The sequence below is a fragment of the Achromobacter sp. ESBL13 genome (genome assembly GCF_036668755.1).
GTDB lineage: Bacteria > Pseudomonadota > Gammaproteobacteria > Burkholderiales > Burkholderiaceae_B > Achromobacter.
In genome coordinates, this window is record NZ_JAZEVT010000004.1 from 454037 (window position 1) to 478284 (window position 24248).

24 protein-coding genes and 1 pseudogene are annotated in these 24248 nt (G+C 66.4%); 10 read left to right on the forward strand and 15 right to left on the reverse strand.

Features of this window, described 5'->3' with window-relative positions; genetic code table 11:
* Positions 1-19: 19 nt before the first annotated feature.
* Together uca and V6F88_RS18840 are read left to right on the forward strand one after the other, a co-directional pair.
* Complete coding sequence (gene uca / locus V6F88_RS18835) at positions 20-3661, forward strand: urea carboxylase (protein WP_332611374.1); 3642 nt, start codon at positions 20-22, stop codon at positions 3659-3661.
* Positions 3658-4386, forward strand: a complete 729-nt coding sequence (locus V6F88_RS18840) for a GntR family transcriptional regulator (RefSeq protein ID WP_332611376.1) — start codon at positions 3658-3660, stop codon at positions 4384-4386. The genes uca and V6F88_RS18840 overlap by 4 nt, the downstream gene beginning before the upstream one ends.
* On the opposite strand, the gene V6F88_RS18845 is transcribed toward V6F88_RS18840, so the two are convergent.
* From V6F88_RS18845 to V6F88_RS18865, 5 genes are all read right to left on the reverse strand, one after another.
* Positions 4383-5198 carry an anti-sigma factor family protein gene (locus V6F88_RS18845; protein WP_332611377.1) on the reverse strand — a complete coding sequence of 272 codons (816 nt, stop codon included), beginning with the start codon at positions 5196-5198 and terminating at the stop codon, positions 4383-4385. The genes V6F88_RS18840 and V6F88_RS18845 overlap by 4 nt on opposite strands.
* Position 5199: 1 nt before the next feature.
* Positions 5200-5712, reverse strand: coding sequence for an RNA polymerase sigma factor (locus tag V6F88_RS18850; RefSeq protein ID WP_332611379.1), 513 nt, complete (start codon positions 5710-5712; stop codon positions 5200-5202).
* A 30-nt stretch (positions 5713-5742) separates the two neighbouring features.
* Positions 5743-6111: a COG4315 family predicted lipoprotein gene (locus V6F88_RS18855; RefSeq protein WP_332611380.1), complete on the reverse strand. Its 369-nt coding sequence runs from the start codon at positions 6109-6111 to the stop codon at positions 5743-5745.
* A gap of 112 nt (positions 6112-6223) precedes the next feature.
* A complete protein-coding gene (locus V6F88_RS18860; protein WP_332611381.1) occupies positions 6224-6709 on the reverse strand; it encodes a GNAT family N-acetyltransferase in 486 nt (161 codons plus the stop codon).
* Between the two features lie 17 nt (positions 6710-6726).
* Positions 6727-7653 carry a LysR family transcriptional regulator gene (locus tag V6F88_RS18865; protein ID WP_332611382.1) on the reverse strand — a complete coding sequence of 309 codons (927 nt, stop codon included), beginning with the start codon at positions 7651-7653 and terminating at the stop codon, positions 6727-6729.
* Positions 7654-7714: 61 nt separating this feature from the next.
* Here V6F88_RS18865 and V6F88_RS18870 point away from each other — a divergent pair, with 61 nt between their 5' ends.
* Positions 7715-8836: a 4-oxalomesaconate tautomerase gene (locus tag V6F88_RS18870; protein WP_332611383.1), complete on the forward strand. Its 1122-nt coding sequence runs from the start codon at positions 7715-7717 to the stop codon at positions 8834-8836.
* 143 nt (positions 8837-8979) lie between these two features.
* Positions 8980-9948, forward strand: a complete 969-nt coding sequence (locus V6F88_RS18875) for a Bug family tripartite tricarboxylate transporter substrate binding protein (protein ID WP_332611385.1) — start codon at positions 8980-8982, stop codon at positions 9946-9948.
* A 6-nt stretch (positions 9949-9954) separates the two neighbouring features.
* Here the strand turns inward: V6F88_RS18875 and V6F88_RS18880 are convergent, their stop codons facing one another.
* From V6F88_RS18880 to V6F88_RS18905, 6 genes are all read right to left on the reverse strand, one after another.
* Entirely contained in the window at positions 9955-11367 is a 1413-nt protein-coding gene (locus V6F88_RS18880; protein ID WP_332611386.1) for a DUF1501 domain-containing protein, read from the reverse strand.
* The gene (locus V6F88_RS18885; RefSeq protein WP_332611387.1) at positions 11364-12878 is read right to left on the reverse strand and encodes a DUF1800 domain-containing protein; all 1515 of its coding nucleotides are present in this window, start codon (positions 12876-12878) and stop codon (positions 11364-11366) included. The genes V6F88_RS18880 and V6F88_RS18885 overlap by 4 nt, the downstream gene beginning before the upstream one ends.
* Positions 12879-12984: 106 nt before the next feature.
* Positions 12985-13689: an SDR family oxidoreductase gene (locus tag V6F88_RS18890; protein WP_332611388.1), complete on the reverse strand. Its 705-nt coding sequence runs from the start codon at positions 13687-13689 to the stop codon at positions 12985-12987.
* A 123-nt stretch (positions 13690-13812) separates the two neighbouring features.
* Entirely contained in the window at positions 13813-14262 is a 450-nt protein-coding gene (gene azu, locus V6F88_RS18895; RefSeq protein ID WP_332611449.1) for an azurin, read from the reverse strand.
* Between the two features lie 171 nt (positions 14263-14433).
* Entirely contained in the window at positions 14434-15777 is a 1344-nt protein-coding gene (locus tag V6F88_RS18900; protein WP_332611389.1) for a PQQ-dependent sugar dehydrogenase, read from the reverse strand.
* 62 nt (positions 15778-15839) lie between these two features.
* Entirely contained in the window at positions 15840-16178 is a 339-nt protein-coding gene (locus V6F88_RS18905; protein ID WP_332611390.1) for a PepSY domain-containing protein, read from the reverse strand.
* 219 nt (positions 16179-16397) lie between these two features.
* Between V6F88_RS18905 and V6F88_RS18910 the strand changes: the two genes are divergently transcribed.
* From V6F88_RS18910 to V6F88_RS18920, 3 genes are read left to right on the forward strand one after another with little or no spacing between them, the layout of a single operon-like run.
* A complete protein-coding gene (locus tag V6F88_RS18910) occupies positions 16398-16760 on the forward strand; it encodes a PepSY domain-containing protein (RefSeq protein WP_442880345.1) in 363 nt (120 codons plus the stop codon).
* Positions 16760-17422 carry a response regulator transcription factor gene (locus V6F88_RS18915; protein WP_332611391.1) on the forward strand — a complete coding sequence of 221 codons (663 nt, stop codon included), beginning with the start codon at positions 16760-16762 and terminating at the stop codon, positions 17420-17422. The genes V6F88_RS18910 and V6F88_RS18915 overlap by 1 nt, the downstream gene beginning before the upstream one ends.
* Entirely contained in the window at positions 17419-18810 is a 1392-nt protein-coding gene (locus V6F88_RS18920) for a sensor histidine kinase (RefSeq protein WP_332611393.1), read from the forward strand. The genes V6F88_RS18915 and V6F88_RS18920 overlap by 4 nt, the downstream gene beginning before the upstream one ends.
* A 37-nt stretch (positions 18811-18847) precedes the next feature.
* On the opposite strand, the gene V6F88_RS18925 is transcribed toward V6F88_RS18920, so the two are convergent.
* The 4 genes and pseudogenes from V6F88_RS18925 to V6F88_RS18940 all read right to left on the reverse strand — a co-directional run.
* Positions 18848-19276: a universal stress protein gene (locus V6F88_RS18925; protein ID WP_332611394.1), complete on the reverse strand. Its 429-nt coding sequence runs from the start codon at positions 19274-19276 to the stop codon at positions 18848-18850.
* A 17-nt stretch (positions 19277-19293) separates the two neighbouring features.
* Positions 19294-19719, reverse strand: a complete 426-nt coding sequence (locus V6F88_RS18930; RefSeq protein WP_332611396.1) for a universal stress protein — start codon at positions 19717-19719, stop codon at positions 19294-19296.
* A 247-nt stretch (positions 19720-19966) separates the two neighbouring features.
* A complete protein-coding gene (gene murI / locus V6F88_RS18935; RefSeq protein WP_332611397.1) occupies positions 19967-20806 on the reverse strand; it encodes a glutamate racemase in 840 nt (279 codons plus the stop codon).
* 250 nt (positions 20807-21056) lie between these two features.
* Positions 21057-21962 (reverse strand): annotated as a pseudogene (locus V6F88_RS18940) (LysR family transcriptional regulator); the annotation flags it as partial.
* Between the two features lie 261 nt (positions 21963-22223).
* Here V6F88_RS18940 and V6F88_RS18945 point away from each other — a divergent pair.
* From V6F88_RS18945 to V6F88_RS18955, 3 genes are read left to right on the forward strand one after another with little or no spacing between them, the layout of a single operon-like run.
* On the forward strand, positions 22224-22799 hold the full coding sequence (locus V6F88_RS18945) for a chromate transporter (protein WP_332611399.1): 576 nt from the start codon (positions 22224-22226) through the stop codon (positions 22797-22799).
* Positions 22796-23320 (forward strand): chromate transporter, encoded by a 525-nt coding sequence (locus tag V6F88_RS18950; RefSeq protein ID WP_046805214.1) that lies wholly within the window; start codon positions 22796-22798, stop codon positions 23318-23320. Before V6F88_RS18945 ends, V6F88_RS18950 begins: the two co-directional genes overlap by 4 nt.
* Before the next feature lie 30 nt (positions 23321-23350).
* The gene (locus V6F88_RS18955; RefSeq protein ID WP_332611402.1) at positions 23351-24226 is read left to right on the forward strand and encodes a DUF1345 domain-containing protein; all 876 of its coding nucleotides are present in this window, start codon (positions 23351-23353) and stop codon (positions 24224-24226) included.
* Positions 24227-24248 lie beyond the last annotated feature (22 nt).

A 24248-nucleotide genomic window follows, 5' to 3' on the forward strand; every position in this document is an offset into this window, starting at 1 on the left:
AGCCACTGGGAGCCGAACCGTGTTCGATACCGTTCTGATTGCCAACCGAGGCGAAATCGCCGTCCGCGCCATCCGCACCCTGAAGCGCCTGGGCATCCGCAGCGTGGCCGTGTATTCCGACCCCGACCGCAACGCCGCGCACGTGCGCGAGGCCGATGTGGCCGTGGCCTTGGGCGGCGAGAAGGCCGCCGACAGCTATCTGCGCATGGACCTGCTGCTGGCCGCCGCGCGCGAGCACGGCGCGCAAGCCATCTACCCGGGCTATGGCTTCCTGTCCGAAAGCGCCGACTTCGCCGAGGCTTGCGAGGCGGCCGGCATCGCATTCGTGGGCCCCACGCCCTTGCAGATTCGCGAGTTCGGCTTGAAGCACCGCTCGCGCGAACTGGCCGCCGAAGCGGGCGTGCCGATGACGCCGGGCACGGGCTTGCTGGCCAGCTTGGGTGAAGCCTTGTCGCAGGCCGAGCGCATCGGCTACCCCGTCATGCTCAAGAGCACGGCGGGCGGTGGCGGCATTGGCTTGTCGCGCTGCGAGAACGAAGCGGAACTGACCGTGGCGTTCGACAGCGTGCAGCGCATGGGCGAACACTTTTTCCGCGATGGCGGCGCGTTCATCGAGCGCTATGTGGATAACGCGCGGCACGTGGAAGTGCAGATCTTTGGTGACGGCGCGGGCCGCGTGTTGGCGCTGGGCGAACGCGATTGCTCGGTGCAGCGGCGCAATCAGAAAGTGATCGAAGAAACGCCCGCGCCGCTGCTGCCGGCCGCAACGCGCGCGGCGCTGCTGGCCGCCGCCGTGCAGCTGGGCGAGTCGGTGAACTACCGGTCGGCGGGCACCGTTGAATTTATCTACGACCCGGCGCGCGACAGCTTTTATTTTCTTGAGGTCAACACCCGCCTGCAAGTCGAGCACCCCGTCACGGAAGCGGTCACGGGGTTGGACCTGGTGGAATGCATGTTGCGCGTGGCGGCAGGCGAAGCGCTGGACATCGCGGCGATGTCGCGCGCGCCGCAAGGGGCGTCCATCGAGGTGCGCCTGTATGCCGAAGACCCGTTGCGCCAATTCCAACCGTCGCCGGGCGTGTTGACCGAAGTGTTCTTTCCCCAGGGCATGCGCGTCGATGGCTGGGTGGCGACCGGCACCGAGGTGCCCGCGTTTTACGACCCCATGCTGGCCAAGCTGATCGTGCACGCGGATACGCGCGATGCGGCCTTGGACAAGCTGGCCGATGCGCTGGCGCGCACGCGTCTGCACGGCATCGCCACCAACCTGGACTACCTGCGCCAGATCGTGGCCGACGAACGTTTCCGCGCGGGCAAGTTGTCCACGCGCTTTTTGGAGAGCTTTGCGTATCGGCCCGCCGCCATCGAAGTGCTGGAAGCGGGCACCTACACCAGCGTGCAGGATTATCCAGGCCGCACGGGCTACTGGGACATCGGCGTGCCGCCGTCCGGCCCGATGGATGACTACGCGTTCCGGCTGGCCAACCGCATCGTCGGCAACGCAGCGGATGCAGCGGGCATCGAGGCCACGCTGGTCGGCCCGACCCTGCGCTTTCATGGCGACACCATCGTGGCGCTGACGGGCGCCGAGTGCGCGGCCACGCTGGATGGTGAACCGGTGCCGATGTGGCAGCCCATTGCCGTGCGTTCGGGCCAGGTGCTGGCCACCGGCCGCGCGCTGTCCGGTTGCCGTAGCTATCTGGCCGTGCGCAACGGTCTGGACGTGCCCGTCTACCTGGGTAGCCGCTCGACCTTTGCGCTGGGCCAGTTCGGCGGCCACGCCGGCCGCACGCTGCGCGTGGGCGACATGCTGGCCATCGTGCGCCCCGAGCTGGACGCGTCGCCCGCCGCGCCGTTGGCGCCGCCCATGGCGGCATCGGCGGAGCTGATCCCGGTGTATGGCAACACCTGGGAAATCGGCGTGCTGTACGGCCCGCATGGCGCGCCGGACTTCTTTCAGCCCGAGGCCATGGACACGTTCTTCGCGGCGGATTGGGAAGTGCACTACAACTCGAACCGCCTGGGCGTGCGTTTGATCGGACCCAAGCCCACCTGGGCGCGCGAGAACGGCGGCGAGGCGGGCTTGCATCCGTCCAACATCCACGATTGCGAATACGCCATCGGCAGCATCAACTTCACGGGCGACAGCCCCGTCATCCTGACGCGTGACGGCCCCAGCCTGGGCGGCTTTGTATGCCCCGTCACCATCGCCAGCGCCGAACTCTGGAAGGTGGGGCAGGTCAAGCCCGGCGACCGCATCCGCTTCGTGCGCATGGACTATCCGTGGGCGGTGGCGCTGCAAGCGGCGCAGGACCAAAGCGTTGCCGCGCTGTCGGGCGTGGCGCCCGCCGCGACCGAGCCCACCCCGGTGCCGGCCACCGTGTCCGAGACCATCGTGGCCGCGCTGCCGGCCGAGGGCGCGCGCCCGTCGGTGTCGTACCGCCAGGCGGGCGACGGCTATCTGCTGCTGGAATACGGCGACAACGTGCTGGACCTGGCGCTGCGCATGCGTATCCACCTGCTGATGGAGGCGCTGAACGCCGATCCGATCCACGGCGTGAAAGAGCTGTCGCCAGGCGTGCGTTCGTTGCAGATCCGCTATGACAGCCGTCAGATCCTGCAAGGCGCGCTGATCGAACGCCTGCTGGAAATCGAAGCGGGCCTGGCCGATGTGGCTACGCTGAAAGTGCCCACGCGCGTGGTTTACCTGCCGATGGCGTTCGAGGATACGGCCACGTTGGGCGCCGTGCAACGCTATCAGGAAACGGTGCGCGCCAACGCGCCGTGGCTGCCGAACAATGTGGACTTCATCCAGCGCATCAACGGGCTGGCCAGCCGCAACGATGTGCGCGATATCGTGTTCGACGCCAGCTACCTCATCATGGGCCTGGGCGACGTGTATCTGGGCGCGCCATGCGCGGTGCCGATCGACCCGCGCCACCGCCTGCTGACGTCCAAGTACAACCCGGCGCGCACCCATACCGCCGAAGGCACGGTGGGCATCGGCGGCGTCTATATGTGCATCTATGGCATGGATTCGCCGGGCGGCTATCAGCTGGTGGGCCGCACGTTGCCGATCTGGAACAAGTTCCTGAAAAACCCCGTGTTCCAGGACGGCAAGCCGTGGCTGCTGCGCTTCTTTGACCAGGTGCGTTTCTACCCCGTGACCGAGGCGGAACTGGACGTGCTGCGCGAAGACTTCCGCGAAGGGCGCGCCACGGTGCGCATCGAAGAAGAAGTCTTTGACTTCGCCGCCCACCAGCGCTTCCTGGCCGATCAGGCCGACAGCATCGCCCTGTTCCAGACGCGCCAGAAAAGCGCGTTCGATGCCGAAGTGGCCTTGTGGAAGACGGAAGACGTGGCGGCCGAGCAAGCCGCCGAGGCGCCGGAGCCCGAGGCCGACACCGCGCTGCGCGAGGGCGAACGCCTGGTCAGCGCCGACATGTGCGGCAACATCTGGAAGATACCGGTCCAGGTGGGGCAGAGCGTATCGGCGGGCGACACGCTGGTGGTCGTCGAAGCGATGAAGATGGAGCTGTCGGTCATAGCGCCCGCATCGGGCACGGTCACGGCGATACGCTGCGTGCCGGGCAAGCCGGTCAACGCGGGCGACCCGCTGGTGGTGCTGGCCGAAGACGCCACCTGCACCGTGGCCGGATGATGCGGTTGGAATCCGTTCAGGTCAGCCCGGCGATCCGGCCCGCGCCCGCGCTGGCCGGATCGCTGGCCGACCAGGTGTACCAACGCATCAAGGATGACCTGTTCGACTTTCGCATGCTGCCGGGCGAACGCTTTACCGAGGCCGACCTGGTGGCGCGGCTGGGCGTCAGCCGTACTCCGGTGCGGCTGGGCCTTGCCCGCTTGGAACGCGAAGGCTTTGTGCTGGCGCGCCCGCGCAGCGGCTGGCAGGTGCGGCCGTTTGATTTCGAACGTTTCGAGGCGCTATACGACGTGCGCGTGGTGCTGGAGCAGGCAGCGGTGGACAAGCTGTGCGCGCGCGAGCCGATGGACGACTCCGGCATCCTGGGCGCGTTGAAAGACGTGTGGCTGGTGCCGCCGCCGCAACGCATCCTGGACGGCTGGCTGGTGGCGCAGCTGGATGAAGCCTTTCATTGCTCGTTAGTGGCCGCCGCCGGCAACCCCGAGATGGCGCAGATACACCGCGACGTCACCGAGAAAATCCGCATCGTGAGGCGGCTGGATTTCACCAAGGATTTTCGGGTGGATGCCACCTACGACGAACACGCGGCGATCCTGCGCGCGGTGCTGGCAAGGCGTGGCGACGAGGCCGCGCGCATGCTGCGTTCGCATATTGAAATGAGCAAGGCGGAAGTGCGCAAGATCACGCTGCACATGCTGCATGAAGCGCGCGAAGGCGGCCGCTAACCCTGCAACTGCTTGTAGACCTCTTGCGATACGCGTTGCAGTTCGTCCCGGCTGACCGCACCGGACAGGGCATAGCCAAACTGGCCCTCCACCCAATAGAACACGCGCACCGGCCCTTCCTGCGTGAACTGGAAGGCGGTCTGCCCGCCCGCGGCTTCGCGCGTGACGTACAGCGTCAGGCGCTGCCCATCGGCCGCGCCGTACATGAATTGCGCGACCGGACCCGAGCCGCCGGGCAGCAAGCGGCCGCCCACCAGTTCATAACCCGCCTGCGATAAGGAGGGCGCGCGCACCGGCGCGCCCATGCGCTTGGTCAACCAGGTGACCAGACCTTTTTCGTTGTCGGCGCCCACTTCAACCGGGCGGCCCATGTCGGGCGCGTACACCGCGTGTGCGATGGCGGCGCGTTGGGCATAGCCGCCCGCCGCGCGTTCCGGGCTGGCGGTGGCCAATACCGTTTGCATCCGCTGCGCGTCCATGGCGCCGCGCACGGTCCATGCCGCCGCTGCGCTGACCGTGGCGATCAAACCGCCGGCCGCCAGCGCGCGCCACGGGAATTGCCGCGCGGGCGCCTTCAAGGGCAGCCGCAAGGGCAGGGGTTCATCCAGCACCGGGTCCAGCAGCGCATGCAACGCGCGGCGCTGCGCCTGCCAGTCGGACACGCGCGTCTGGTCCTGCGGATGCGTGGCCAGGAACGCGTCGACTTCGGCATGCCGCGCGGCCGGCAACTGGCCGTCCGCATAGGCATGCAGATCGGCTTCGGTGATGGGGCTGCCGGTGTTCGGAACCGGATGAAGGGATTTGTCGTTCATGTCATTTCACGCGATGCAGCCGGTTGACCGTGTCACGACCCTGCATCAACGCGCCCAGTTTTTCACGGGCGCGTGACAGGCGCGACATGACGGTGCCCAAGGGCACGTCCAGCACCTGGGCCGTGTCCTGGTAGGACAGGTCTTCCACGCAAATCAGCAACAGCACTTCGCGCTGCTCGGGGGGCAAGGCTTGCAGGCAGCGGTCCAGGTCGCGCACCTCCAGATGGTCGGTCTGCGTGGCGCGCACGGGGGCATCGGGCAGCTCGCCCGGGGCGGTCTGGTCCGCCCGCCGGTTGCTGGCGCGCACGCCGTCGATGAAGTGGTTGTGCATGATGCCGAACATCCAGGCCCGAAGCTCGCCGCGTTTTTGCCAGCGGGAAAAGCGGCTCCATGCGCGCTCCAAGGTGTCCTGGACCAGGTCGTCGGCCCGGTGCGGGTCGCCCGTCAGCCCGCGAGCGTATCGCCGCAAGCTGGGGATGCAGGCCAGGATAAGGGCCTCGTCGTCGGCGCGCATGGTCAAGCGTAAAGGGGCGGCAGGCGCGGATCAGGGCTTGATGACGTGCCAGACTTCCTTGAAGTTGTCGCCGGTCTTGTCGCCCGGCTTGGTGTCTTTGGCGTACAGGTAGACGGGCTTGCCTTTGTGCGCCCATTGCTTGGAGCCGTCGTCGCGGGTGATGACGGTCAGATCGCCCATGGGCTTGGCATCGGCGGGCGCGGCGACGGGCGGCCAGACTTTGGCGCACTGGTCGTTGCAGGCGCTTTTGCCCCCGCTGTCTTTGTCGAAGGTGTAGAGCGTCATGCCCGCGCTGTTGACCAGAATGCCGTCTTGCGTCTTGACGGCTTGGGCGTGGGCGCCGGCCGTGAACAGGGCGGCGGATCCAAGAACCAGGGCGGCGGCGATATGTTTGCGCATGTTGAGCCTCGTACGATGTGGGGGAAGGGGTGACTGCCCTCTACAGACGCCTGCCGCCGGGGCTTTATTCCAGGCGGGCAAAAAGAAATTGCATCGGGCGGGTCTGCAAGGGTCAGCCGGCCGGCCGGACCGCGCCGGGGTCGTAACGCATTTCAAATTCCAGGTCGGTCTCCTTGACGGGGGTGAAGCCCAGGGCGGTGTACAGCCGCTGGGCGGGATTGCTTTTGAGCACGTTCAGCGTCACGGGCGCCCCTTGCGCATCGGCCTGATCCAGGATGCTTTCCAGCAGGCGGCGACCCAGGCCACGGCCCTGGAAGTCCGGCGCGATCTGGATCTGCACGATGTGCCAGCCGGCAGGGTCGCGGTAGTGCTTGAACAGGCCGGCGGGGCGGCCGTCCACCCAGACGATGTGCGCATCGTCGAAGTGGTACTGGATGCGGGCCAGGTGGTCTGCGTCGGACGTTGGCGCGCCGGCGCGTTCCAAGTGTTCCTGCATGGTGGCCTTGCGCAACGCCAGCAGAAAAGGCACGTCTTCTTCGGTGGCCGGCTGCAAGGCCAGGGAATGAACTGGGGCGTGGGGCGCTTGGGACGACTTCATGGGGCTTCAGAGTGATTTCAGGGCGGGGTCGGGGTTTTGCGTTTGGCCAGCTTGCCGGTCTGATGAATCAGGTTATATAGCTGTTGCGCGGCCGGCGCCAGGGGGCGACCGCGCCGCGCGATCAGGCCCAGCGTGCGTGTGACGCGCGGATGCTCCAGCTTGACGCTGGTCAGCGTGGCGTGGCCGGCCAGCGGCATCGCCAGCTGCGGTACCGCCGCCACGCCCAGCCCGGCTTCCACCAGGCCCAGCAAGGTCATCACGTGGCTGACTTCAAACGCGCTGACGGTGCGCTTGCCGCTTCTGGCCAGCGCATCGTCGATCAGCAGGCGGTTGCCGCTTTCCTTGGCGACGGTCATGAAGCGTTCCTGCGACAGGTCTTCCCAGGACACGCCGCGGCGGCTGGCCAGCGGATGGTCGCGCCGCACCGCCAGCACGAAGTCCTCGCGCAGCACCGCCTTGAAATCCACATCGGGTTCCTGCGTGCCAAAAAAACTGATGCCGAAATCGGCCCGGCCCGTCACCACGCTGTTGAGCACGGTGTTGGCGGTTTCATCGATGATGCGCACGCGGATGCGCGGGAAGCGTTCGGTGTAGTCGCGAATGACAGAGGGCAGGAAGTAGTACGCCACCGATGGCACGCAGGCCACGGTGACCAGGCCGCCGCGCTGCGCGGCCAGGTCGCCGATGCTGAGCACGGCGCTTTCCAGTTCATCGATGGCGCTGCGCGCGCGTTCCAGGAAGACGCGGCCAACTTGGGTCAGGGATACGCGCCGCGTGGTGCGTTCCAGCAGGCGCGCGCCCAGGATGCCTTCCAGCTTGTCGATGCGTCGGCTCAGCGCCGGCTGTGACAGGTGCAGGTCCTCGGCCGCCGCGCGGAAGCTGGCGCGCTCGGCCACGGCCACGAAAGCCTGTAGTTCCTGCAAATCAAAATTGATGCGTGCCATGCATTAATCCATCCGTAAGTTGCAATTCACATAGTAGCCATGCCCGCGCAGAATGGCTTGCATGGAAACCATCATCCCTTGCGTCCTGATGCGCGGCGGCACGTCGCGCGGCCCCTTCTTCCTAAGCGACTGGTTGCCGGCCGACCCGGTGCAGCGCGACCGTCTGCTGTTGATGGCCATGGGCTCGCCCCATGCGCTACAGATCGACGGCCTGGGCGGCGGAAACTCGCTGACCAGCAAGGTGGCCATCGTGTCGCGTTCGACGCGGCCCGACTGCGATATCGACTACCTGTTCGCGCAGGTATCGGTGGAAAAGGCCAGCGTGGATACCCGCCCCAATTGCGGCAACATGCTGTCGGGCGCGGCGCCGTTCGCCATCGAGGAAGGTCTGGTCCAGGCGCGGGACGGCGTTACGTCGGTGCGGGTGCACAACGTGAATACCGGCGCCGTCATCGAAGCCGTGGTGCAAACCCCGGGCGGCCACCTGACCTACGAAGGCGATGCCCGCATCGACGGCGTGGCCGGGGCGGCGGCGCCCGTGCGGCTGAACTTCCTGGACGCCTGGGGCGCGGTCACTGGCCGCTTGTTTCCCACCGGGCGGCGGCAGGACACCCTGGACGGCGTGGCGGTCACGCTGATCGATGCCGCCATGCCGATGGTGCTGATGCAAGCCGCCGACTTTGGCCTGTGCGGCAACGAAGGCGCCGCGCAGCTGGACGGTAACGCCGACCTGCTCAAGCGTATCGAACGCATCCGGCTGCAAGCCGGCCTGCTGATGGGCCTGGAAGACGTCTCGAACAGCGTCATTCCGAAACCGGTGCTGGTGGCGCCGTCCCCCTCCAAAGACGGGCTGGCGTTGCAGTCGCGCTATTTCACGCCGCGCGCCTGCCATCGGGCGCATGCCGCCACGGGCGCGGTGGGCGTCGCCAGCGCCTTCCTCATGCCCGGCACGGTGGCCCACGATTGTGGCGGGCCGCCCGTACAGGCGGGATACCGCAGCGTGCGCATCGAACACCCATCGGGCGCCATGAGCATCGATGTGGACCTGGACCCGGTCAGCGGCGTGGTGCGCGCGGCGGGCCTGATGCGCACCGCACGCAAGATCATGAAAGGGCAGCTGTATGTGCCCGGCCAGTACACCGATGCACCTGTCTGCATGGAGGAATCCCACGCAATGGCTTAGCCCGTTGATACCAGTCAACGGGTAATCCGGTCCGACAAAAAGGGCAAAACCGCCCCGGACCCTTGATCTTTCCCTACCGTCGAAGCGACCCGTGGCCTGTCCACAGAAGTGCCGCGCGACGACCCCTGAATCAGGAGACAACCATGAAGCACCCTCACGTCAAGACCGCCTGCGCGGCCGCCATGCTGTTTGCGTTCAGTGCGTTTGCGCACGCCGAGTTTCCCGAGCGTGCCATCACGCTGGTCGTCCCCACCGCGGCGGGGGGCGGCAACGACGTGCTGGCGCGCGTGGTGGGGCAGAAGATCGGCGAGCTGCTGGGCCAGACCGTCATCGTGGTGAACAAGCCCGGCGCGCAAGGGGCCATTGCGTCCGACTACGTGGCGCGTCAGCCGGCTGACGGCTACACGCTGATGCTGGGCTACATCGGCACGCATGGCATCAATCCCGCCATGCAGAAACTGAACTACGACCCCGTCACGGACTTCACGCCGATCGGCATGGTGGCCGATTCGCCCACCATCATGGTCGTGTCCACGCGCATCCCCGTCAAAGACGTGGCGGCGCTGGTGAAGTACGGCCATGAGCATCCGGATGGTCTGAACTACGCATCGGCTGGGCCGGGCACCGCGCCGTCGGTCGCCGGTGAATTGTTCAATCAAGCCACCGGCATCACCATGCTGGACGTGCCGTACAAAGGCTCGGCGCCGGCGCTGACCGACACCTTGGGAGGCGTCACGCAGGTTATGTTCCCCAGCCTGTTCAGTGTGTATCCGCACCTGAAGTCGGGCATGATCCAGGCCTTGGCGGTGGCCGGCTCGACGCGCTCGGCGGCGTTGCCGGACTTGCCCACGCTGGCCGAAGCGGGCGTCAAGGGCGTGGACGTGCCGCAGTGGTACGCCATCTTTGCGCCCGCCAAGGCGGCGCCGTCGGTGGTGGTGACGTTGAACAAGGCGCTGAACCAGGCCTTGGCGGACCCGGCGGTGGCGCAGAAAATCGCGGAGCAAGGCGCCGAGGTCCGCCGCGGCACGCCGGCGGAATTGGGGGCGTTCGTGGAAAGCGAAGCGGCGCGTTGGAGACAGCTGCTGGGCAAGCGCAAGCTGGCCTCGGGCTGAGCACCGTTACGCCTGCATCAGCATCAGCCGGTCCGCGTCGAAGTTCTTCAAGTTCGGGAACACCAGGCCCAGGTCGTCGCGGCCGGCGCCAAACCATGCGCCCAGCGACGCGCCCAATTGGTCCACCGCCAACGTGGGCAGCAAACGGCCGTTGTCCACAAAGCCGGGGCCGTCCAGGGCGATCTCGGGATGCGTCCCATAAAAGCGCCCGCCATTGACGGCGTCGCCCATGACCAGGTGATGCGCGCCCCAGCCGTGGTCGGAACCATTGCCGTTGGACCCCAGCGTGCGTCCGAATTCCGATGCCGTGAAGGTGGTGACGTTCTGGGCCACACCCATCGAGGCCAGGGCCCGCTGGAACGTGGCCATGGCGTCACCCAGCTCGCGCAACAGCGCGGGGTGGGTGTCGTTCAAGCCCGTGTGATTGTCATAGCCGTTCTGCGACACAAAGAACACCTGGCGCCGAGCGCCCAGCGCCTGCCTGGCGCCGATGATGCGGGCCACGATCTTCAACTGCTGCGCCAGCGGCGATGCAAAATCACCCGGCACCGCGACGTCGGCCAATGCCGCGCGCAGTTGCGTGTCGGCATCGATGGACTGGGCGGCGATGCGCGACAGCTCGCGTTCCATCAAATGTTCGCGTGGCTGTGTGATCAGCTGGCGGAGCAGCGCGGTGCAAGCGCTGGACCCGTACATATCGCGGTGCAGCAGATCGATGGAGGTGGACCCGTTGATGCCCACCCGATAACCCGCCACCTTGCGCCCGGCCAGCAGCACCGTGCTGCCGCCCGCCGTGATGCCGGTGAACGTGCGCTGGGCGTTGGCGCTTGCGAACAGGTCGGTCAGCCGGCCGCCCCAGCCCGACGATGCCCCCTCGGGCGCAAGTGCCTGCCAGTAGGCTTGCTGGTCGTTATGGGAAAACAGTTTGGGCGGCAAGGGCACGCGGGCGCTGATGTATTCGGACTTGGTCGTGGGGGCTACAAGGGGGCCGACGTTCAACAACACAGCAAGCTGCCCGTTTTCGTAAATCGGAGCCAAGGGTGCCAGCGCCGGCGCCAGCGCGAATTGCGCGCCGCCCGCAGCGGCGGCCTTGCCACGCAAGACCGTGGCGTGCAGCGCGTCGCGCGGCAAGGCGATGTCGCCGCGCGCGGCGGCGTAGGCGCGATAGGCAGGCGAGTCAAAGGGAACGATCGTGTTGTAGGGGTCGTTGCCGCCGTACAGGAAGACGCAGACCAGTGCTTTGTAGGAAGACGGCGACGCTGATGCCGGCCCGGATGCCGATGGCCCCGGCAAGGATTGCGCCGCCGCCGCACCCAGGGCCGCCAGGTTCAATGCCAGCGGCGCGGCGGCGCCCGTCGCGCCCAGCGCGCATGCGCGAAGCAGGAACGCGCGGCGGTCGGCATCGTGGCTTTTATTCATTTTTGCACCAGGTATTCGGGGCTGGCGGCCACCAGCATGATCGCGGCGCGCACGCGGTCGCGCGGCCGGTGGGCGGGCAGGGTGGCCACCGCCTGGGCGATGGCGCTGGCCGTCGTGGCGCTGAAGGCGTCGCCCGCCAGCAGCAACACCACGCGCGCCACCAGCGCGTCGGGGTCGCGCGCCAAGGCAATTTCCGGCGTGTAGGCCGTCTGCAAATCTTCCCAGCCGCGATCGGCGTAGACGGCCAGAAAATTCAGGTAGCCGGCAATGCTGGTCTCATCCGTGATCTGTAGTTCGGGCGCAACCAGATGCCGGCGGGCCAACTCGGTGACGGGCGGCGTATAACGCGGCCGAAAAAAGTTGAAGACGGTGGCCGACCGCATCGGGCTTTGCGCCAGCCGTATCGTGTTGTCGGTGGTGTCCGGCATGGCCCACGCGCCGTTGGTCGACGTGGCGCCGAACGCGCGCGCCCAGCCCGAAAAGCGCAGGATGGGCTCGCGCACCTTGCCCCAGCCGGGGTCCGCAAGATCGGGGTTGCGCGCTTCCGGGTCCAGCAAGATGGCGCGCAGCACCGCCTTGAGGTTGCCGCGCGCGCCGCTGCCATCGTCGGCAAACACGGCCGATACGCGCCGCACATAAGCCGGGCTGGGGTTGCTGGTGACCAGCCGCTGTATCAGTTGCATGCCGATGAAAGGGCCCACGTTCGGATGCGCGCAAATCGCGTCCATGGCGCGCGTCAGGGACAGATGCCCGTCGGTGCCGGCTGGAATCACCGTGCCCAGGAAGCGCTTTTCGGCCATCGAATGCAGCGCGTTGTTCAGCGCCATGGGGCGACGATGAAATTCCACGTCGGTCTCGGGGCCGTTGATGTCCCAGCCGGTGAACACGCGCGCCAACCCCTGCACGTCGGCGTTGGTATAGGTTTCGACCGGCGCGCCATTCACTTTCCTGACGGTGCCGTCGGGTTCCAATTCCAGCAGGCCGATGCTGAACAACTGCATGACCTCGCGCGCGTAGTTCTCGTCGGGATGGCGGCCGGTCTTGGGGTCTTCCTTGCGGTTGCCGCGATAGGTCAGTATGCAGCCCATCGACAGGTTCTTGGTCACGGCGGTCAGCAGCGCCTGGTAGCTGCCCAGCGCGTGCTGGGCCAGCAGGTCCATGAAGCCGGCCGCGCCGAACAGCGGCCACGAGGCCGTAATGGACTGCACGCCCACCACGAATATTTCCGACAACGCGAACGCCATGCGCGTGCGCACCTGGTCTTCCGCGCTGATGAACTTGCGCCATAGCGTGGATTCCAGCGGCGCGTTGATGCCGTTGCCCTTGAACGCCTCGGTGTTTTTTTTCTGCTGTAGCAGCCAGTCGAAATGCGTCTGGGACGGCGGCATCGCCAACTGCGCGTCCAGCCACGCGGCGTAGCCGTCGCGCACCACGGCGTCGATCAGGGCGGGGGTGGGCCCGAACGTGGCCTGCGCCAGAAAGCGCGAGGCCTGGCCGGGGGTAACTGTCATCGCAAGCCTCTCGTCGAATGCGAAAAACTACGGTACTGAACCGCGCGGCGCGCTTCAATACCGTCATTCGGACGAGAGGATTAATCCTTAAGCATGAGCCCGGGGGTCAGACCGAGCGCGTGATGCCGCCGTCGATGCGGATGTTCTGGCCGGTGATGTAGGACGACGCGTCAGACGCCAGGAAGGCGATCAGGTCCGCCACTTCCTCGGCGGTGCCGTAGCGGCCCATGGGGATGCGCGCGCGGCGGTCTTCCTTTTCGGGCAGGCTGTCGATAAAGCCGGGCAGCACGTTGTTCATGCGCACATTGTGTTCGGCGTATTCGTCGGAAAACACTTTGGTGAAGGCGGCCAGGCCGGCACGGAACACGCCGGAGGTGGGGAACAGCGCTTCCGGTTCGAACGTGGCGTACGTAGAGATATTGACGATGGCGCCCGACTTCTGCTGCTTCATCACCGGCGCCACCAGGCGCACGATGCGCACGACGTTGAGCAGGTAGTACTCCATGCCCAGGTGCCAGTCTTCGTCGCTGATGGACAGAAGCGCGCCTTTGGGGCCGTGGCCCGCGCTGTTGACCACCGCATCGACTCGGCCCCATTTTTGCAGCGTGGTTTCCACCAGCCGGGCCAAATCTTCGGGCGAGCGGTTCGAGCCGGTCACGCCCAGCCCGCCCAGTTCACCCGCCAGGGATTCGCCCTTGCCGGACGACGACAAGATCGCGACGCGGTAGCCGTCGGCCGCCAATTTGCGCGCTGCCGCAGCGCCCATGCCACTGCCGCCCGCCGTCACGATCGCTACTTTTTCCGTGCTCATGCCTGCTCCCTGTCGGTGTGTACGAGAAAGCGGCCATTGTAGGGGGAACGCACCCAATGGAAACGGGCTGCCGCCCCGAAAAAATCGGAGCGGCAGCCCGTGTCGTCAAGGGCGCAAGACGGATCAGTCGACCAGCTTCAAGGTGCCCTTCATCAGCGCGAAGTGGCCGGGGAAAGAGCAGAAGTAGGTGTAGTCGGTGCCGGCGGCCAGCTTGCTGACATCGAAGGTGACGGAATCGGACTGCCCGCCGCCGATGACCTTGGTGTGGGCGATGACGCGCGCGTCGCCCTTCTTGACGTAGTCGTTGTCCAGGCCGGCGGCCATGCCGTCGTTGACGGCGCCCTGCATGTCGGCGGAGGTGGTCAGCACCCAGTTGTGGCCCATGACGTTCTTGGCCAGGTTGCCCGGGTGCTTGAGGTTCACGGTGAACTGCTTGCAGCTCTTGCTGACCGTGATTTCCTTCTTGTCGAACTGCATCTGGTCATTGCCGGCGATATCCACCGAGCATTCAGCAGCCAGGACCGGGGCGGATGCGGCAGCCAGGATCGCGGCCACGCAAAGTTTCTTGAACATCATTTCTTGCCTCCAACGTTTCGCAACAAGCGGATTTCCGGCCCGCGCTTGCGCGCGATGGACCGGTTTCACGACATTCTGACCCCGCTACCGGCCAGAATGCCAACGCCCGCATGAGCGGGCTTGATGCAGCGCAAGCCAAGGCGATTGAGTTGCGTGAAAGCGTGCCCGTTATGGCTTGGGGCTGACGCGCCAGATCACATTGCCCACGTCGTCGGCCACCAGCAAGTCGCCTTGACCATCGATGGCGACGCCTACCGGGCGCCCTTGCGCCTGGCCGTCCTTGTTCAGGAACCCGGTCAGCACATCGCGTGCCGGACCGTTGGGCGCGTTGTTTTCAAAGGGCACGAAGATGACTTTGTAGCCACTGCGCGGGTCGCGGTTCCAGGAACCATGCTGGCCCACGAACATGCCGCCGGCGTAGGGCGCGGGCAGCCGCGTGGCGCCGGACCAGGCCAGCCCCAGCGAGGCGGTGTGCGGGCCCAACGCATAGTCGGGCACGATGGCGCGCGCCACCAGGTCCGGACGCGGCGGCGTGACGCGGGTGTCCACGTGCTGCCCGTAATAGCTGTAGGGCCAACCATAGAAACCGCCGTCTTTGACCGACGTCATGTAATCGGGAACCAGGTCGCTGCCCAGCTCGTCGCGCTCGTTCACGGCCGTCCACAGCGTCTTGCCATCGGGCGCCCAGGCCATGCCGACCGGGTTGCGCAGGCCCGTGGCGTAGAGCCGCTTGTTGCCGCTGGCCACATCGATTTCCCAGATGGCGGCGCGGCCTTCTTCGATGTCCATGCCGTTTTCCGCCACATTGCTGTTGGACCCGACAGACACGTACAGCTTGCTGCCGTCCGCGTTGGCAATCAGGTTTTTGGTCCAGTGGTGGTTGATGCCGGCGGGCAGGTCGGTGACGTGCACGCCTGGGGCCTGGATCCGCGTCTGGCCCGGCTGGTACGGAAAGCGCAGCACCGCGTCGGCATTGGCCACGTAGAGCTGGTTGCCGACCAGCGCCATGCCGAAAGGCGAGTTCAGGTTTTGCAACAGCACGCTTTGCGTTTCCGCCACGCCGTCGTGGTCGGCATCGCGCAGCAGGGTGATGCGATTGGCGCTGGGTGTCTTGGCGCCGGCGCGCTTCATGACGACGCCCGCCGCCCATTCCTTGAGGCCGCCGCCCGCGCCTTCGGGCTTGGGTGGCGCGTTGGTTTCCGCGACCAGCACGTCGCCGTTGGGCAGCACGTAAAGCCAGCGCGGATGGTCCAGGCCGCCGGCGTACGCGTTGACGGCCAGACCGGCGGCGGCCACGGGCTGCGCGCCGTCGGACCAGCCGACGGCCTTTGCGGTGTTGACGGTGGGGATCAGGGTGGTGTTGGGCGCGGGCAGCGTGGGGCGGGGACCCATGCCTGATTCAACGGGCAGGGTGGCCATTTCACCGCAGGAGGCCAGGAAGGCCAGCGCGGCCGCCGCGCCGATCGTCAGGCAGGCCTTTGCCAAAGGGCGCGCGGTGCGCGGGGTGGGCATGATGCGACTCCAAGCCAGTGGATTCGCATCATCATACCCAGGGTTCGGCGGAGCCTCTTCAATCAATCATCGAAGCGGCTGCGCGTGACGGCGCCCGATTGCGGATCGACGTACAGCTTCACGCGTTGGCCCTGCGGGTCGTACGCCTTGACCTCGTAGCCGTGCTTGCTGGAGCGCTCGATTTCGGAGATGTTGCGGTAACCCGAGGCTTCCATCTTGTCGTACACCTGGCGTATCGTCAGCATCGGGGCGGCGGGGGTGGCGGTAGCCGGCGCTTGGGGCCCGGCCTGTGCCGGGGTTTGCGCGGCGGGCTGTGCAGGTTGCGCTTGCGCCGCGCCGCCCGCCACCAGGGCGGATGCGCCTACGGCCAAGGCTGCCAGGGTTTTTTGAATACGCGTCATGATGAGTCACTCCTAGGGCGAACGAAAGGTAATGGAACAGAAAGTGATGGAACAGAAAGTGATGGAACAGAACCGGACAAAACGAGGTCGTTGTGTTGACCCTGTGCTCATTATTCGGTTTGGCCCATGAACCTTTTCTGAAGCCGTCGTTCATCTGGGGTTCATCCCCGCCACGGTATAACCGACGGTCGGTTTCCCCTTCTACCCAAAGGTCCGGCATTGCGGCAATTCCCATTTTTCAAGCGCGGACGCGGCGGCATCCTGTTGCCGGGCGGCGTATTGGCGTTGGCGCTGATCGCCGGCCCCGTCAGTGGCGTGGCCGATGAAAGCGACCACGAACGCGCGCGTCTTGCGCTGGAGGCGGGCAAGGTGCTGCCCCTGGGCGCCGTGCTGGATATCGTCGAACGTGATTTCCCCGGCCAGGTGGTCAAGGTGGAATTCGAAGAAGACGACGACGAATTCATCTACGAAATTCGCGTCCTGCAAAGCGGCGGCGGCATCCTGAAACTGAAGATCGATGCGCGCGACGGCACGCTGCTGGCCGTCAAGGGCCGCGATATCAAATTCAAGGGCAAGGACTGATGCGCATACTGGTAGTGGAAGACGAGCCGACGCTGGCAGCGCAACTGACCGCCGCGCTACAGGCGGCGGGCTACACGGTGGATAACGCCACGGACGGCGAATCCGCGCGCTACCTGGGCGACGTCGAAGCATTCGATGCCGTGGTGCTGGACCTGGGCCTGCCGGTCATGGACGGGCTTACCGTACTGAAGCAATGGCGCGCCGCACAGCGCAACATGCCGGTGCTGATCCTGACCGCGCGCGACAACTGGCACGAAAAGGTGGCGGGCATCGACGCGGGCGCGGACGATTACCTGACCAAGCCCTTTCACATGGAAGAACTGCTGGCGCGTGTGCGCGCGCTGTTGCGCCGCAGTACCGCGCATGCCAGCGCGCAGTGGCGCTGCGGCCCACTGATGCTGGACACGCGCCAGGCCAGGGCCACGGTCAACGGGCAGGCGCTGTCACTGACCAGCCACGAATTCAAAGTGCTGTCGGTGCTGATGCAGCGCGCGGGCGAGGTCGTGTCGCGCACTGAATTGATTGAACACATCTACGCGCAGGACTTCGACCGTGACTCCAACACCATCGAGGTCTTCATCGGCCGTCTGCGCAAGAAGCTGCCGCCTGACACCATTGAAACGGTGCGCGGCCTGGGTTATCGCTTGGCGGCGGCGCAATGAAGCAGTTGCGCGCGGGCATGCCGGGTTCGCTGCGGTTGCGCTTGCTGGCGGGCACGCTGGCCTGGATCCTGGTGTCGGTCGCGCTGGCGGGTTGGGGGCTGGCCAGCCTGTTTCGCCAGCACGTCACGCAGCAGTTCCAGGCCGAATTGGCCCTGCACCTGAATCAGCTGACCGCCGCCGTCAACCTGGGGGCCGACGGCCGGCCGGTGGTGGCCCCGCCGCTGAGCGACCCCCGCCTGGAGCAACCGTTGTCGGGCTTGTACTGGCAGGTCGACCAACTGGCTGACGGCGAGCGTCCGGCGGCGATCGGCGTCGCGCGATCACGGTCGCTATGGGATCAGACGCTGGCTGCACCGGCGCCGTCCGCGCGCCACGCGGCCCAGGCCGGCGACCAGACCTACGAAACGCCGGGGCCGGCGGGGCGCGGCTTGACGGCGTTGGCGCGCACCGTCAGGCCCGCCGAGGAAGACGTCGCGCCGTGGCGGCTGGTCGTGGCCGCCGACCGGCGCGTGCTGGCCGAACCCATCGGCCGCTTCAATCACATGCTTGCCATCGCCTTGGGCGCGCTGGCGGCGGGTTTGACCTTGGCGGCCGTGGTCCAGGTTGTCGTCGGGCTGCGGCCCTTGGCGAGGTTGCGTAGGCAATTGGCCGCGCAGCATGGCGGCAACAGCCGCATCGAGGGCCGCTTCCCCAGCGAAATCCAACCGCTGGTGGACGACTTCAACAACGTGTTGGCGATGAACGCCGATATCGTCCAACGCGCGCGCACGCAGGCGGGCAATCTGGCGCACGCGGTCAAAACGCCGCTGACCATCCTGGCCAACGGTGCCGCCAGCCAGCCCAACGTACCGGCATCGCTGGTGAACGAGCAGGTGGCCATGGCCAACCGCCAGATCGACCACCACCTGGCGCGGGCTCGCGCCGCCGCGTCCTCTGGCGCCGCCGACGGCCGCGCGCCGGTGCGCGAGGCCACGGAAGGCATCGTGCGCGTCATGCAGCGCTTGTATGCGCAGCGCGATCTGCACATCGATATGAACGGCTTGCCGGACACGTTGCGGTTTCGAGGCGAAGCGCAGGACTTGCAGGAGATGCTGGGCAATCTGCTGGACAACGCCTGCAAATGGGCGCGCAGCCAGGTCCGGGTGGCCGCCGAACTCGCGGATGTGGGGCGCTTGCTGATGCACATCGATGACGACGGCCCCGGCATTGACGACGAAGCGCGCGAACGGATTTTCCTGCGCGGTGTGCGCATGGACGAGCAACGCCCCGGCTCGGGCCTGGGGTTGGATATCGTGCGCGATCTTGCCGGCACCTACGGCGGCGAGGTGCGGGCGGGGCGCTCGCCATTGGGTGGCTTGCGCGTGTCGTTGTGGCTGCCCGCCGCTTGAACCGCAGCGTATCGCAGCCGCTATCGCCGCCGAAGGTTTACTTCACCAGGGTGACGGGCACATCCGCCAGTTGCAGCACCTGATTGGCGACCGAGCCCACCAGGATGTTGACGAGCGTACCGTGGCCCCGCGTGCCCATCACGATGCGGGCGCAATGCTGGTCGCGGGCGTAGCCGGCGATTTCGGTGGCGGGGTGGCCGAACAGCACCTGGCTGGCATGATCCGTACCCGTTGCGTCCAGCAACTGCCGCGCATCGCGCGTGGCTTGCTGGCCTTCGCGGGCGTAGAACTCGTCGATCATGTCTTGCGTGATCAGGCGCGACACGCCGGCGCGGCCATGCGTGGGCGTCTGGACGTTGAGCAGATGGATGCGCGCGGACGGCGCGCCTTCGGCCAATTGACGGGCGTACAGCACTGCGCGGTTGGCATTGTCGGAGCCGTCGACCGGGACAAGGATGTTCAACATGATTGCTCCTGTGTGCGTTACTTGACCAAGGTGACGGGCAAGTCCGTCAGGTGCAGAACGCGCGTGGCGATGGAGCCCAGGAATAGCGAGGACACCGATCCCAGGCCACGTGAACCCATGAAGATTTCATCCGCGTTTGCCTCACCCGCCACGCGAATGATGGTCTCGGCAGGTTCACCGGTTTCGACGCGCGCGTCGAATGGCACACCGGCTTTGGCGAGCAGGTCGCTGGCGCCTTGCAAGGCTGCGCGGGCTTCGTCCTGGTGGTACGCATCAATGTCGGCTTGCTCTAGACCGCGTCCGATCTTGCCCGACTTGAGCGGAATCTGAACCGTCAGCAATTCAACATGCGCGACGGGATCGTAAGCGCGTGCCGCCAGCAAGGCTTGGACGGCGTGCAGCGCGGGCGGCGAGCCGTCGACGGGTATCAGGATGCGTTTCATGCGCGTCTCCTTGGTTGCGAGCCTGGGCAGGCGGATTTTTCTACTGTATTCGAATTATTCGCCGGTTGCGGGCCGAGGACGCTGCGCTGGATCAAGCCGGGTGAATACAACGGCGGTGCCGCGGTGCAAGTGGCGCCGATGACGACGTCGCACCACCTGCTACGCGGTGCCATGCACGCTGCGTTGCTGAATGCTTGGCCCTGTTGCCCGCCAGGCTCGTCGCCTGCAAAGTCGCCCAAGGCTGCCGCTATCGCCAGCGCGCCGGTGTTTCAGCGACTTCCACGCCCGGCGCCCAGAGCCGCTCGGCCAGGGCTGCCACGGCCGGTGCGTAGCCGGTCGTCTCCAGTGTGCAGGTGGCGCTGGGGGGTTCGCCATGGCTGCGGTCGCCATGGCTGCGGTCGCCATTGCGCAACAGGTCGCGTTGCAGCAACTGGTGCTTCAGCCAGCGAGCCACGGGCGCGCCCGTTTCCAGCAACGGCACGCCCGGTCCGGCCGCCGCCTGAATCGCGTCGCGCAAAAAGGGAAAGTGGGTGCAGCCCAGCACCAGCACGTCGGCCCCGGCCGCGCGCAATTCCTCGACGGGCGCGCGCACGGCCGCGTCCACGTCGGGGCCCGACAGCCTGCCTTGTTCTACCAGCGCAACCCATTCGGGGCAGGGGCGCAACACGATGCGCACCTCGGGCGCCTCGCGCTGGACCAGCGTGGCGAACTTGGGGCTGGCCAACGTGCCTGTCGTGGCGAACACGCCGACCACGCCGCTATGCGTCAGATGCGCGGCCGGCTTGATGGCGGGCTCTACGCCGATGATGATCAGGTCGGGGTGTCGTGCGCGCAGCGGCGCGATGGCGGCGGCGGTGGCCGTGTTGCAGGCGACGACCATGGCCTTGGCTTGCCGCGAGACAAAATAGTCCGCCATGGCGTAGGCGCGTTGCAACACGAAGTCCTGCGTTTTGTCGCCATACGGGACGTGCGCCGAATCGGCAACGTACAGCAGGGATTCATAAGGCAGCGCGTCGCGAATGGCGCGCAACACGCTCAGGCCGCCAACGCCGGAGTCGTATACGCCGATGAGGGAATCACAAGACATGGTCGCAGCGTAAAAAAAAGCAGGTGCCGCGCAGTGTAGCGCCGCCAGCAGGGGCTTTGCGCTCGGGGTGGAACGAACCCTAGTCCGAGTCCGATCCTGGAGCGGTACCCGACCCCAGACCTGAAGCCGAACCTGAACCCAAACCCGAATCCGAACCTGAACCTGAACCTGAACCTGAACCGGAATCCAAACCCAAATCCAAATCCAAATCCGCGGCTTCGACACCCCCTTCGCCCACTGCCGCACCATCCGCGCGATGCCGGCGCACTTCGTCGATCAGCTTGCGGGTCGCGCCAGACAGCGGCGCATCGCGCCATATCAGCTTCAGCGCGGCGCGTAGCGCCACGGGGCCGGTCACGTTGACGTACACCACGCCTTCGATGTTCACGCGCCGTAATGAGGCGGGCACAAGGGACACGCCCAGCCCCGCCGCCACCAGGCTCAGGGTGGACAGCATGCGCGGCGCTTCCTGCACCACGCGCGGGCTGAACCCCGACGCGCTGCATGCCGTGATGATGGCGTCGTACAGGCCCGGGCCGCTGTGCCGCCGATACAGGATCAGGGCTTCCTCAGCCAATTCGGACAGCGCGATCTGCTGCCGCGCGCGTCCCTTGACGGCGGGGTGGTCGGCCGGAAAAGCGGCCAGCATGGTTTCTTCCAGCACCGTTTCCTCGGCCACGCCCGGCGTACTGCCATACGCGCCACGGATGAAGGCCACATCGACCCGGCCCTCGCTGACTGCGTCGCGCAGTTCACCCGAGCTGCTTTCTTCCAGCACCAGCCGCACGTTGGGCGCGCTTTCGCGAAAGCGACGGATGACCGAGGGCACGAAGGGGTGGAACGCGGCCGACCCGGTGAAGCCCACCGTCAGCCGGCCGGCTTCGCCCTGCGAAACCCGGCGCACGCCGTCCACCGCCTGATCGACCAGCGCAAGAATGCTACGCGCGTCTTCCTTCAAGGCGCGGCCGCTTTCCGTAAGCTCCATGCCGCGCGGCAGGCGATGGAACAGGGTCACGCCAAGTTCCTGTTCCAGCACGCGTATCTGTTGGCTCAGCGGAGGTTGGCGGATGCCCAGCCGCGCCGCGGCCTTTGTCAGGTGGGCTTCCTCGGCGACGGCCAGGAAGTAGCGCAAAAGGCGCAGGTCTACAGATGCCATATGCAGTGAATATGAATGGTTGCGTGGTCATATATTAGACATTATCCAGGCCGAAGAGTAGGCTGCGAGCCTTGGTTTTCCGCCGTCGCCGCGCGATGTGCGCGTGGTGTTTTCGCGGTAGTCGCGCGGTAGCCGCGCGGTACTTGCGCGGTACTTGCGCGGTAATTGCGCGGTAATTGCGCGGTAATTGCGCGGTAATTGATCTGTATGCGAACGACGCGCCAGCCCTTGCCCGCCGGCCTTGCACCGGCCCACGACCCTATGAATGCAGCACCCCTGACCTCCGACGCCGCCACGCGGCCACCGCCCACCTGTGGGCAGTTGTTCACCGGTTTCCTGATGCTTGGCCTGACCGCTTTCGGCGGCGCGTTGCCCCTGGCGCGCCGCATGGTCGTTGAAAAGCACGGCTGGTTGAGCGGCCCCGAATTCACCGATCTGCTGGGGCTGTGCCAGTTTCTGCCCGGCGGCAACATCATCAACCTGTCTGTGGCGCTGGGCATGAAGTTTCGCGGCCCGCGTGGCGCGTTCGCGGCCTTGATGGGACTGATTCTTGCCCCGTCGGCCATCGTCATTCTGCTGGGCATGGTGTACGACCGCTTTCAGAACGATCCGCATATCCAGCACCTGTTCGCCGGCCTGGCTGCCGCGGCGGCGGGGCTGCTGATTTCGATGGCGGTCAAGATCGGCGTACCGGTCATCAAGCGCCGCGACTGGCTGGCGGGCGTGGTGGCAACGCTGTGCTTCGTGGCCGTGGCGGTGCTGCGCATTCCGCTGTTGCCGACCATGGCGGTGCTGACGCCGCTGAGCATTCTGCTGGTCTGGAGGCAACGTCGATGATCCACACATTGATTGCCCTGGCTTTGATCTTTTCGCAGCTGTCGGTGCTGGCGTTCGGCGGCGGCAACACGATCCTGCCCGAGATGCAGCGCCAGGTCGTGGACGTGCACGGCTGGATGACGGCGGCGGACTTTTCGGCGCTGTTCGCGCTGGGCCAGGCCGCGCCGGGGCCCAACCTGATGGTGGTCACGCTGGTGGGCTGGCACGTGGCCGGTTGGTGGGGCATGTTGGTCACCACCATTGCCAAGTTCGGCCCGTCGTCGCTGATCACCATCGTGGCGCTGGGCTTGTGGGAACGCTTCAAGGACCGCCCGTGGCGGGGCGTGATCCAGGCGGGTATTTTTCCGATGACGGTGGGGCTGGTGGCGGCCAGTGCGGCGCTGATCACCGAGGCGTCCGTGCACTCGTGGCTGCTGGCCGCCATCACCACCGTGGTGGCGGTGCTGGGCAGCACCACGCGCATTCATCCGCTGTGGCTGCTGTTCGGCGGCGCGCTGGTGGGTTTGTTGGCGATCGGTTAGCGTAGGCGTTTGCGCAGCGCAGGAGCCCCCATGACGCAACCGAGTGCGGCCAAACCTCAGGTTGAAGACCCAAAGGCCCGTGAAAAAAAGGTCCGGGCGGCGGCGCCCGGCGAAGCGGACCGGGGCGATACCGATCGGGACAACGGTGAGCCGGACGACGCAGAGCCGGACGAAGCCAACTCCGACCACGCCAACTCCGACCACGCCAAGCCCGACCACGCCAAGCCCGACCACGCCAAGCCGGACGACGGCCACAGCGCCTTAGTTGAGCGACTGCCTTTTTTTCACGCGCATCGGCGCCTGATGTTGTGCGGCATGCTGTTCCTGGTGGTGGGCGGTGGCGCGTACGCGTGGGGGCGGTCAGTCAGCCTGGCATTGTTGCTGGGCTTTGACGCCGCCGCGCTGGTCTTTTTAGTGCTGACGGCGCGGGTGTTCGGCAAGGCCAGCCCCGCCTCGATGCGCGTGCAGGCCAGGCAGCAGGACGTGGGCCGTTTTGGCGTGCTCTGGAGCAGCGTGGCGTTGTCCTGCATGATCTTGATGGCGCTGTGGGTCGAGCTGCACGGCGAAAGCAGCTCGGGCGGCGCATTGGATGTGCTGGCGGCGGGCGCGACTATCGTGCTGTCGTGGCTCTACATGAACATGATTTTTGCGCTGCACTATGCGCACGGCTATTACGGTCATCGGACCGGTGCGCACAAGGGCCTGGATTTCCCGGGCACGCAGGAACCCGACTACTGGGACTTTGCGTATTTTGCGTTGGTGCTGGGCATGACGTTCCAGGTGTCCGACGTGCAGATCGTCAACCGCCGCGTGCGCCGCATGGCGTTGATGCACAGCGTGATCGCGTTCTTCTTCAACGTGTTCATCATCGCAATCAGCGTGAACGTAGCGGCGGGAAAAGCATAGCGAGAGCGGGGAGGGGCTGCCC

Excerpts from the sequence above, each read along its gene's own strand:
- V6F88_RS18840 (WP_332611376.1), top strand. The coding sequence starts at position 3,658 with ATGATGCGGTTGGAATCCGTTCAGGTCAGCCCGGCGATCCGGCCCGCG.
- V6F88_RS18845 (WP_332611377.1), bottom strand. The coding sequence starts at position 5,198 with ATGAACGACAAATCCCTTCATCCGGTTCCGAACACCGGCAGCCCCATC.
- V6F88_RS18850 (WP_332611379.1), bottom strand. The coding sequence starts at position 5,712 with ATGCGCGCCGACGACGAGGCCCTTATCCTGGCCTGCATCCCCAGCTTG.
- V6F88_RS18855 (WP_332611380.1), bottom strand. The coding sequence starts at position 6,111 with ATGCGCAAACATATCGCCGCCGCCCTGGTTCTTGGATCCGCCGCCCTG.
- V6F88_RS18860 (WP_332611381.1), bottom strand. The coding sequence starts at position 6,709 with ATGAAGTCGTCCCAAGCGCCCCACGCCCCAGTTCATTCCCTGGCCTTG.
- V6F88_RS18865 (WP_332611382.1), bottom strand. The coding sequence starts at position 7,653 with ATGGCACGCATCAATTTTGATTTGCAGGAACTACAGGCTTTCGTGGCC.
- V6F88_RS18870 (WP_332611383.1), top strand. The coding sequence starts at position 7,715 with ATGGAAACCATCATCCCTTGCGTCCTGATGCGCGGCGGCACGTCGCGC.
- V6F88_RS18875 (WP_332611385.1), top strand. The coding sequence starts at position 8,980 with ATGAAGCACCCTCACGTCAAGACCGCCTGCGCGGCCGCCATGCTGTTT.
- V6F88_RS18880 (WP_332611386.1), bottom strand. The coding sequence starts at position 11,367 with ATGAATAAAAGCCACGATGCCGACCGCCGCGCGTTCCTGCTTCGCGCA.
- V6F88_RS18885 (WP_332611387.1), bottom strand. The coding sequence starts at position 12,878 with ATGACAGTTACCCCCGGCCAGGCCTCGCGCTTTCTGGCGCAGGCCACG.
- V6F88_RS18890 (WP_332611388.1), bottom strand. The coding sequence starts at position 13,689 with ATGAGCACGGAAAAAGTAGCGATCGTGACGGCGGGCGGCAGTGGCATG.
- azu (WP_332611449.1), bottom strand. The coding sequence starts at position 14,262 with ATGTTCAAGAAACTTTGCGTGGCCGCGATCCTGGCTGCCGCATCCGCC.
- V6F88_RS18900 (WP_332611389.1), bottom strand. The coding sequence starts at position 15,777 with ATGCCCACCCCGCGCACCGCGCGCCCTTTGGCAAAGGCCTGCCTGACG.
- V6F88_RS18905 (WP_332611390.1), bottom strand. The coding sequence starts at position 16,178 with ATGACGCGTATTCAAAAAACCCTGGCAGCCTTGGCCGTAGGCGCATCC.
- V6F88_RS18915 (WP_332611391.1), top strand. The coding sequence starts at position 16,760 with ATGCGCATACTGGTAGTGGAAGACGAGCCGACGCTGGCAGCGCAACTG.
- V6F88_RS18920 (WP_332611393.1), top strand. The coding sequence starts at position 17,419 with ATGAAGCAGTTGCGCGCGGGCATGCCGGGTTCGCTGCGGTTGCGCTTG.
- V6F88_RS18925 (WP_332611394.1), bottom strand. The coding sequence starts at position 19,276 with ATGTTGAACATCCTTGTCCCGGTCGACGGCTCCGACAATGCCAACCGC.
- V6F88_RS18930 (WP_332611396.1), bottom strand. The coding sequence starts at position 19,719 with ATGAAACGCATCCTGATACCCGTCGACGGCTCGCCGCCCGCGCTGCAC.
- murI (WP_332611397.1), bottom strand. The coding sequence starts at position 20,806 with ATGTCTTGTGATTCCCTCATCGGCGTATACGACTCCGGCGTTGGCGGC.
- V6F88_RS18945 (WP_332611399.1), top strand. The coding sequence starts at position 22,224 with ATGAATGCAGCACCCCTGACCTCCGACGCCGCCACGCGGCCACCGCCC.
- V6F88_RS18950 (WP_046805214.1), top strand. The coding sequence starts at position 22,796 with ATGATCCACACATTGATTGCCCTGGCTTTGATCTTTTCGCAGCTGTCG.
- V6F88_RS18955 (WP_332611402.1), top strand. The coding sequence starts at position 23,351 with ATGACGCAACCGAGTGCGGCCAAACCTCAGGTTGAAGACCCAAAGGCC.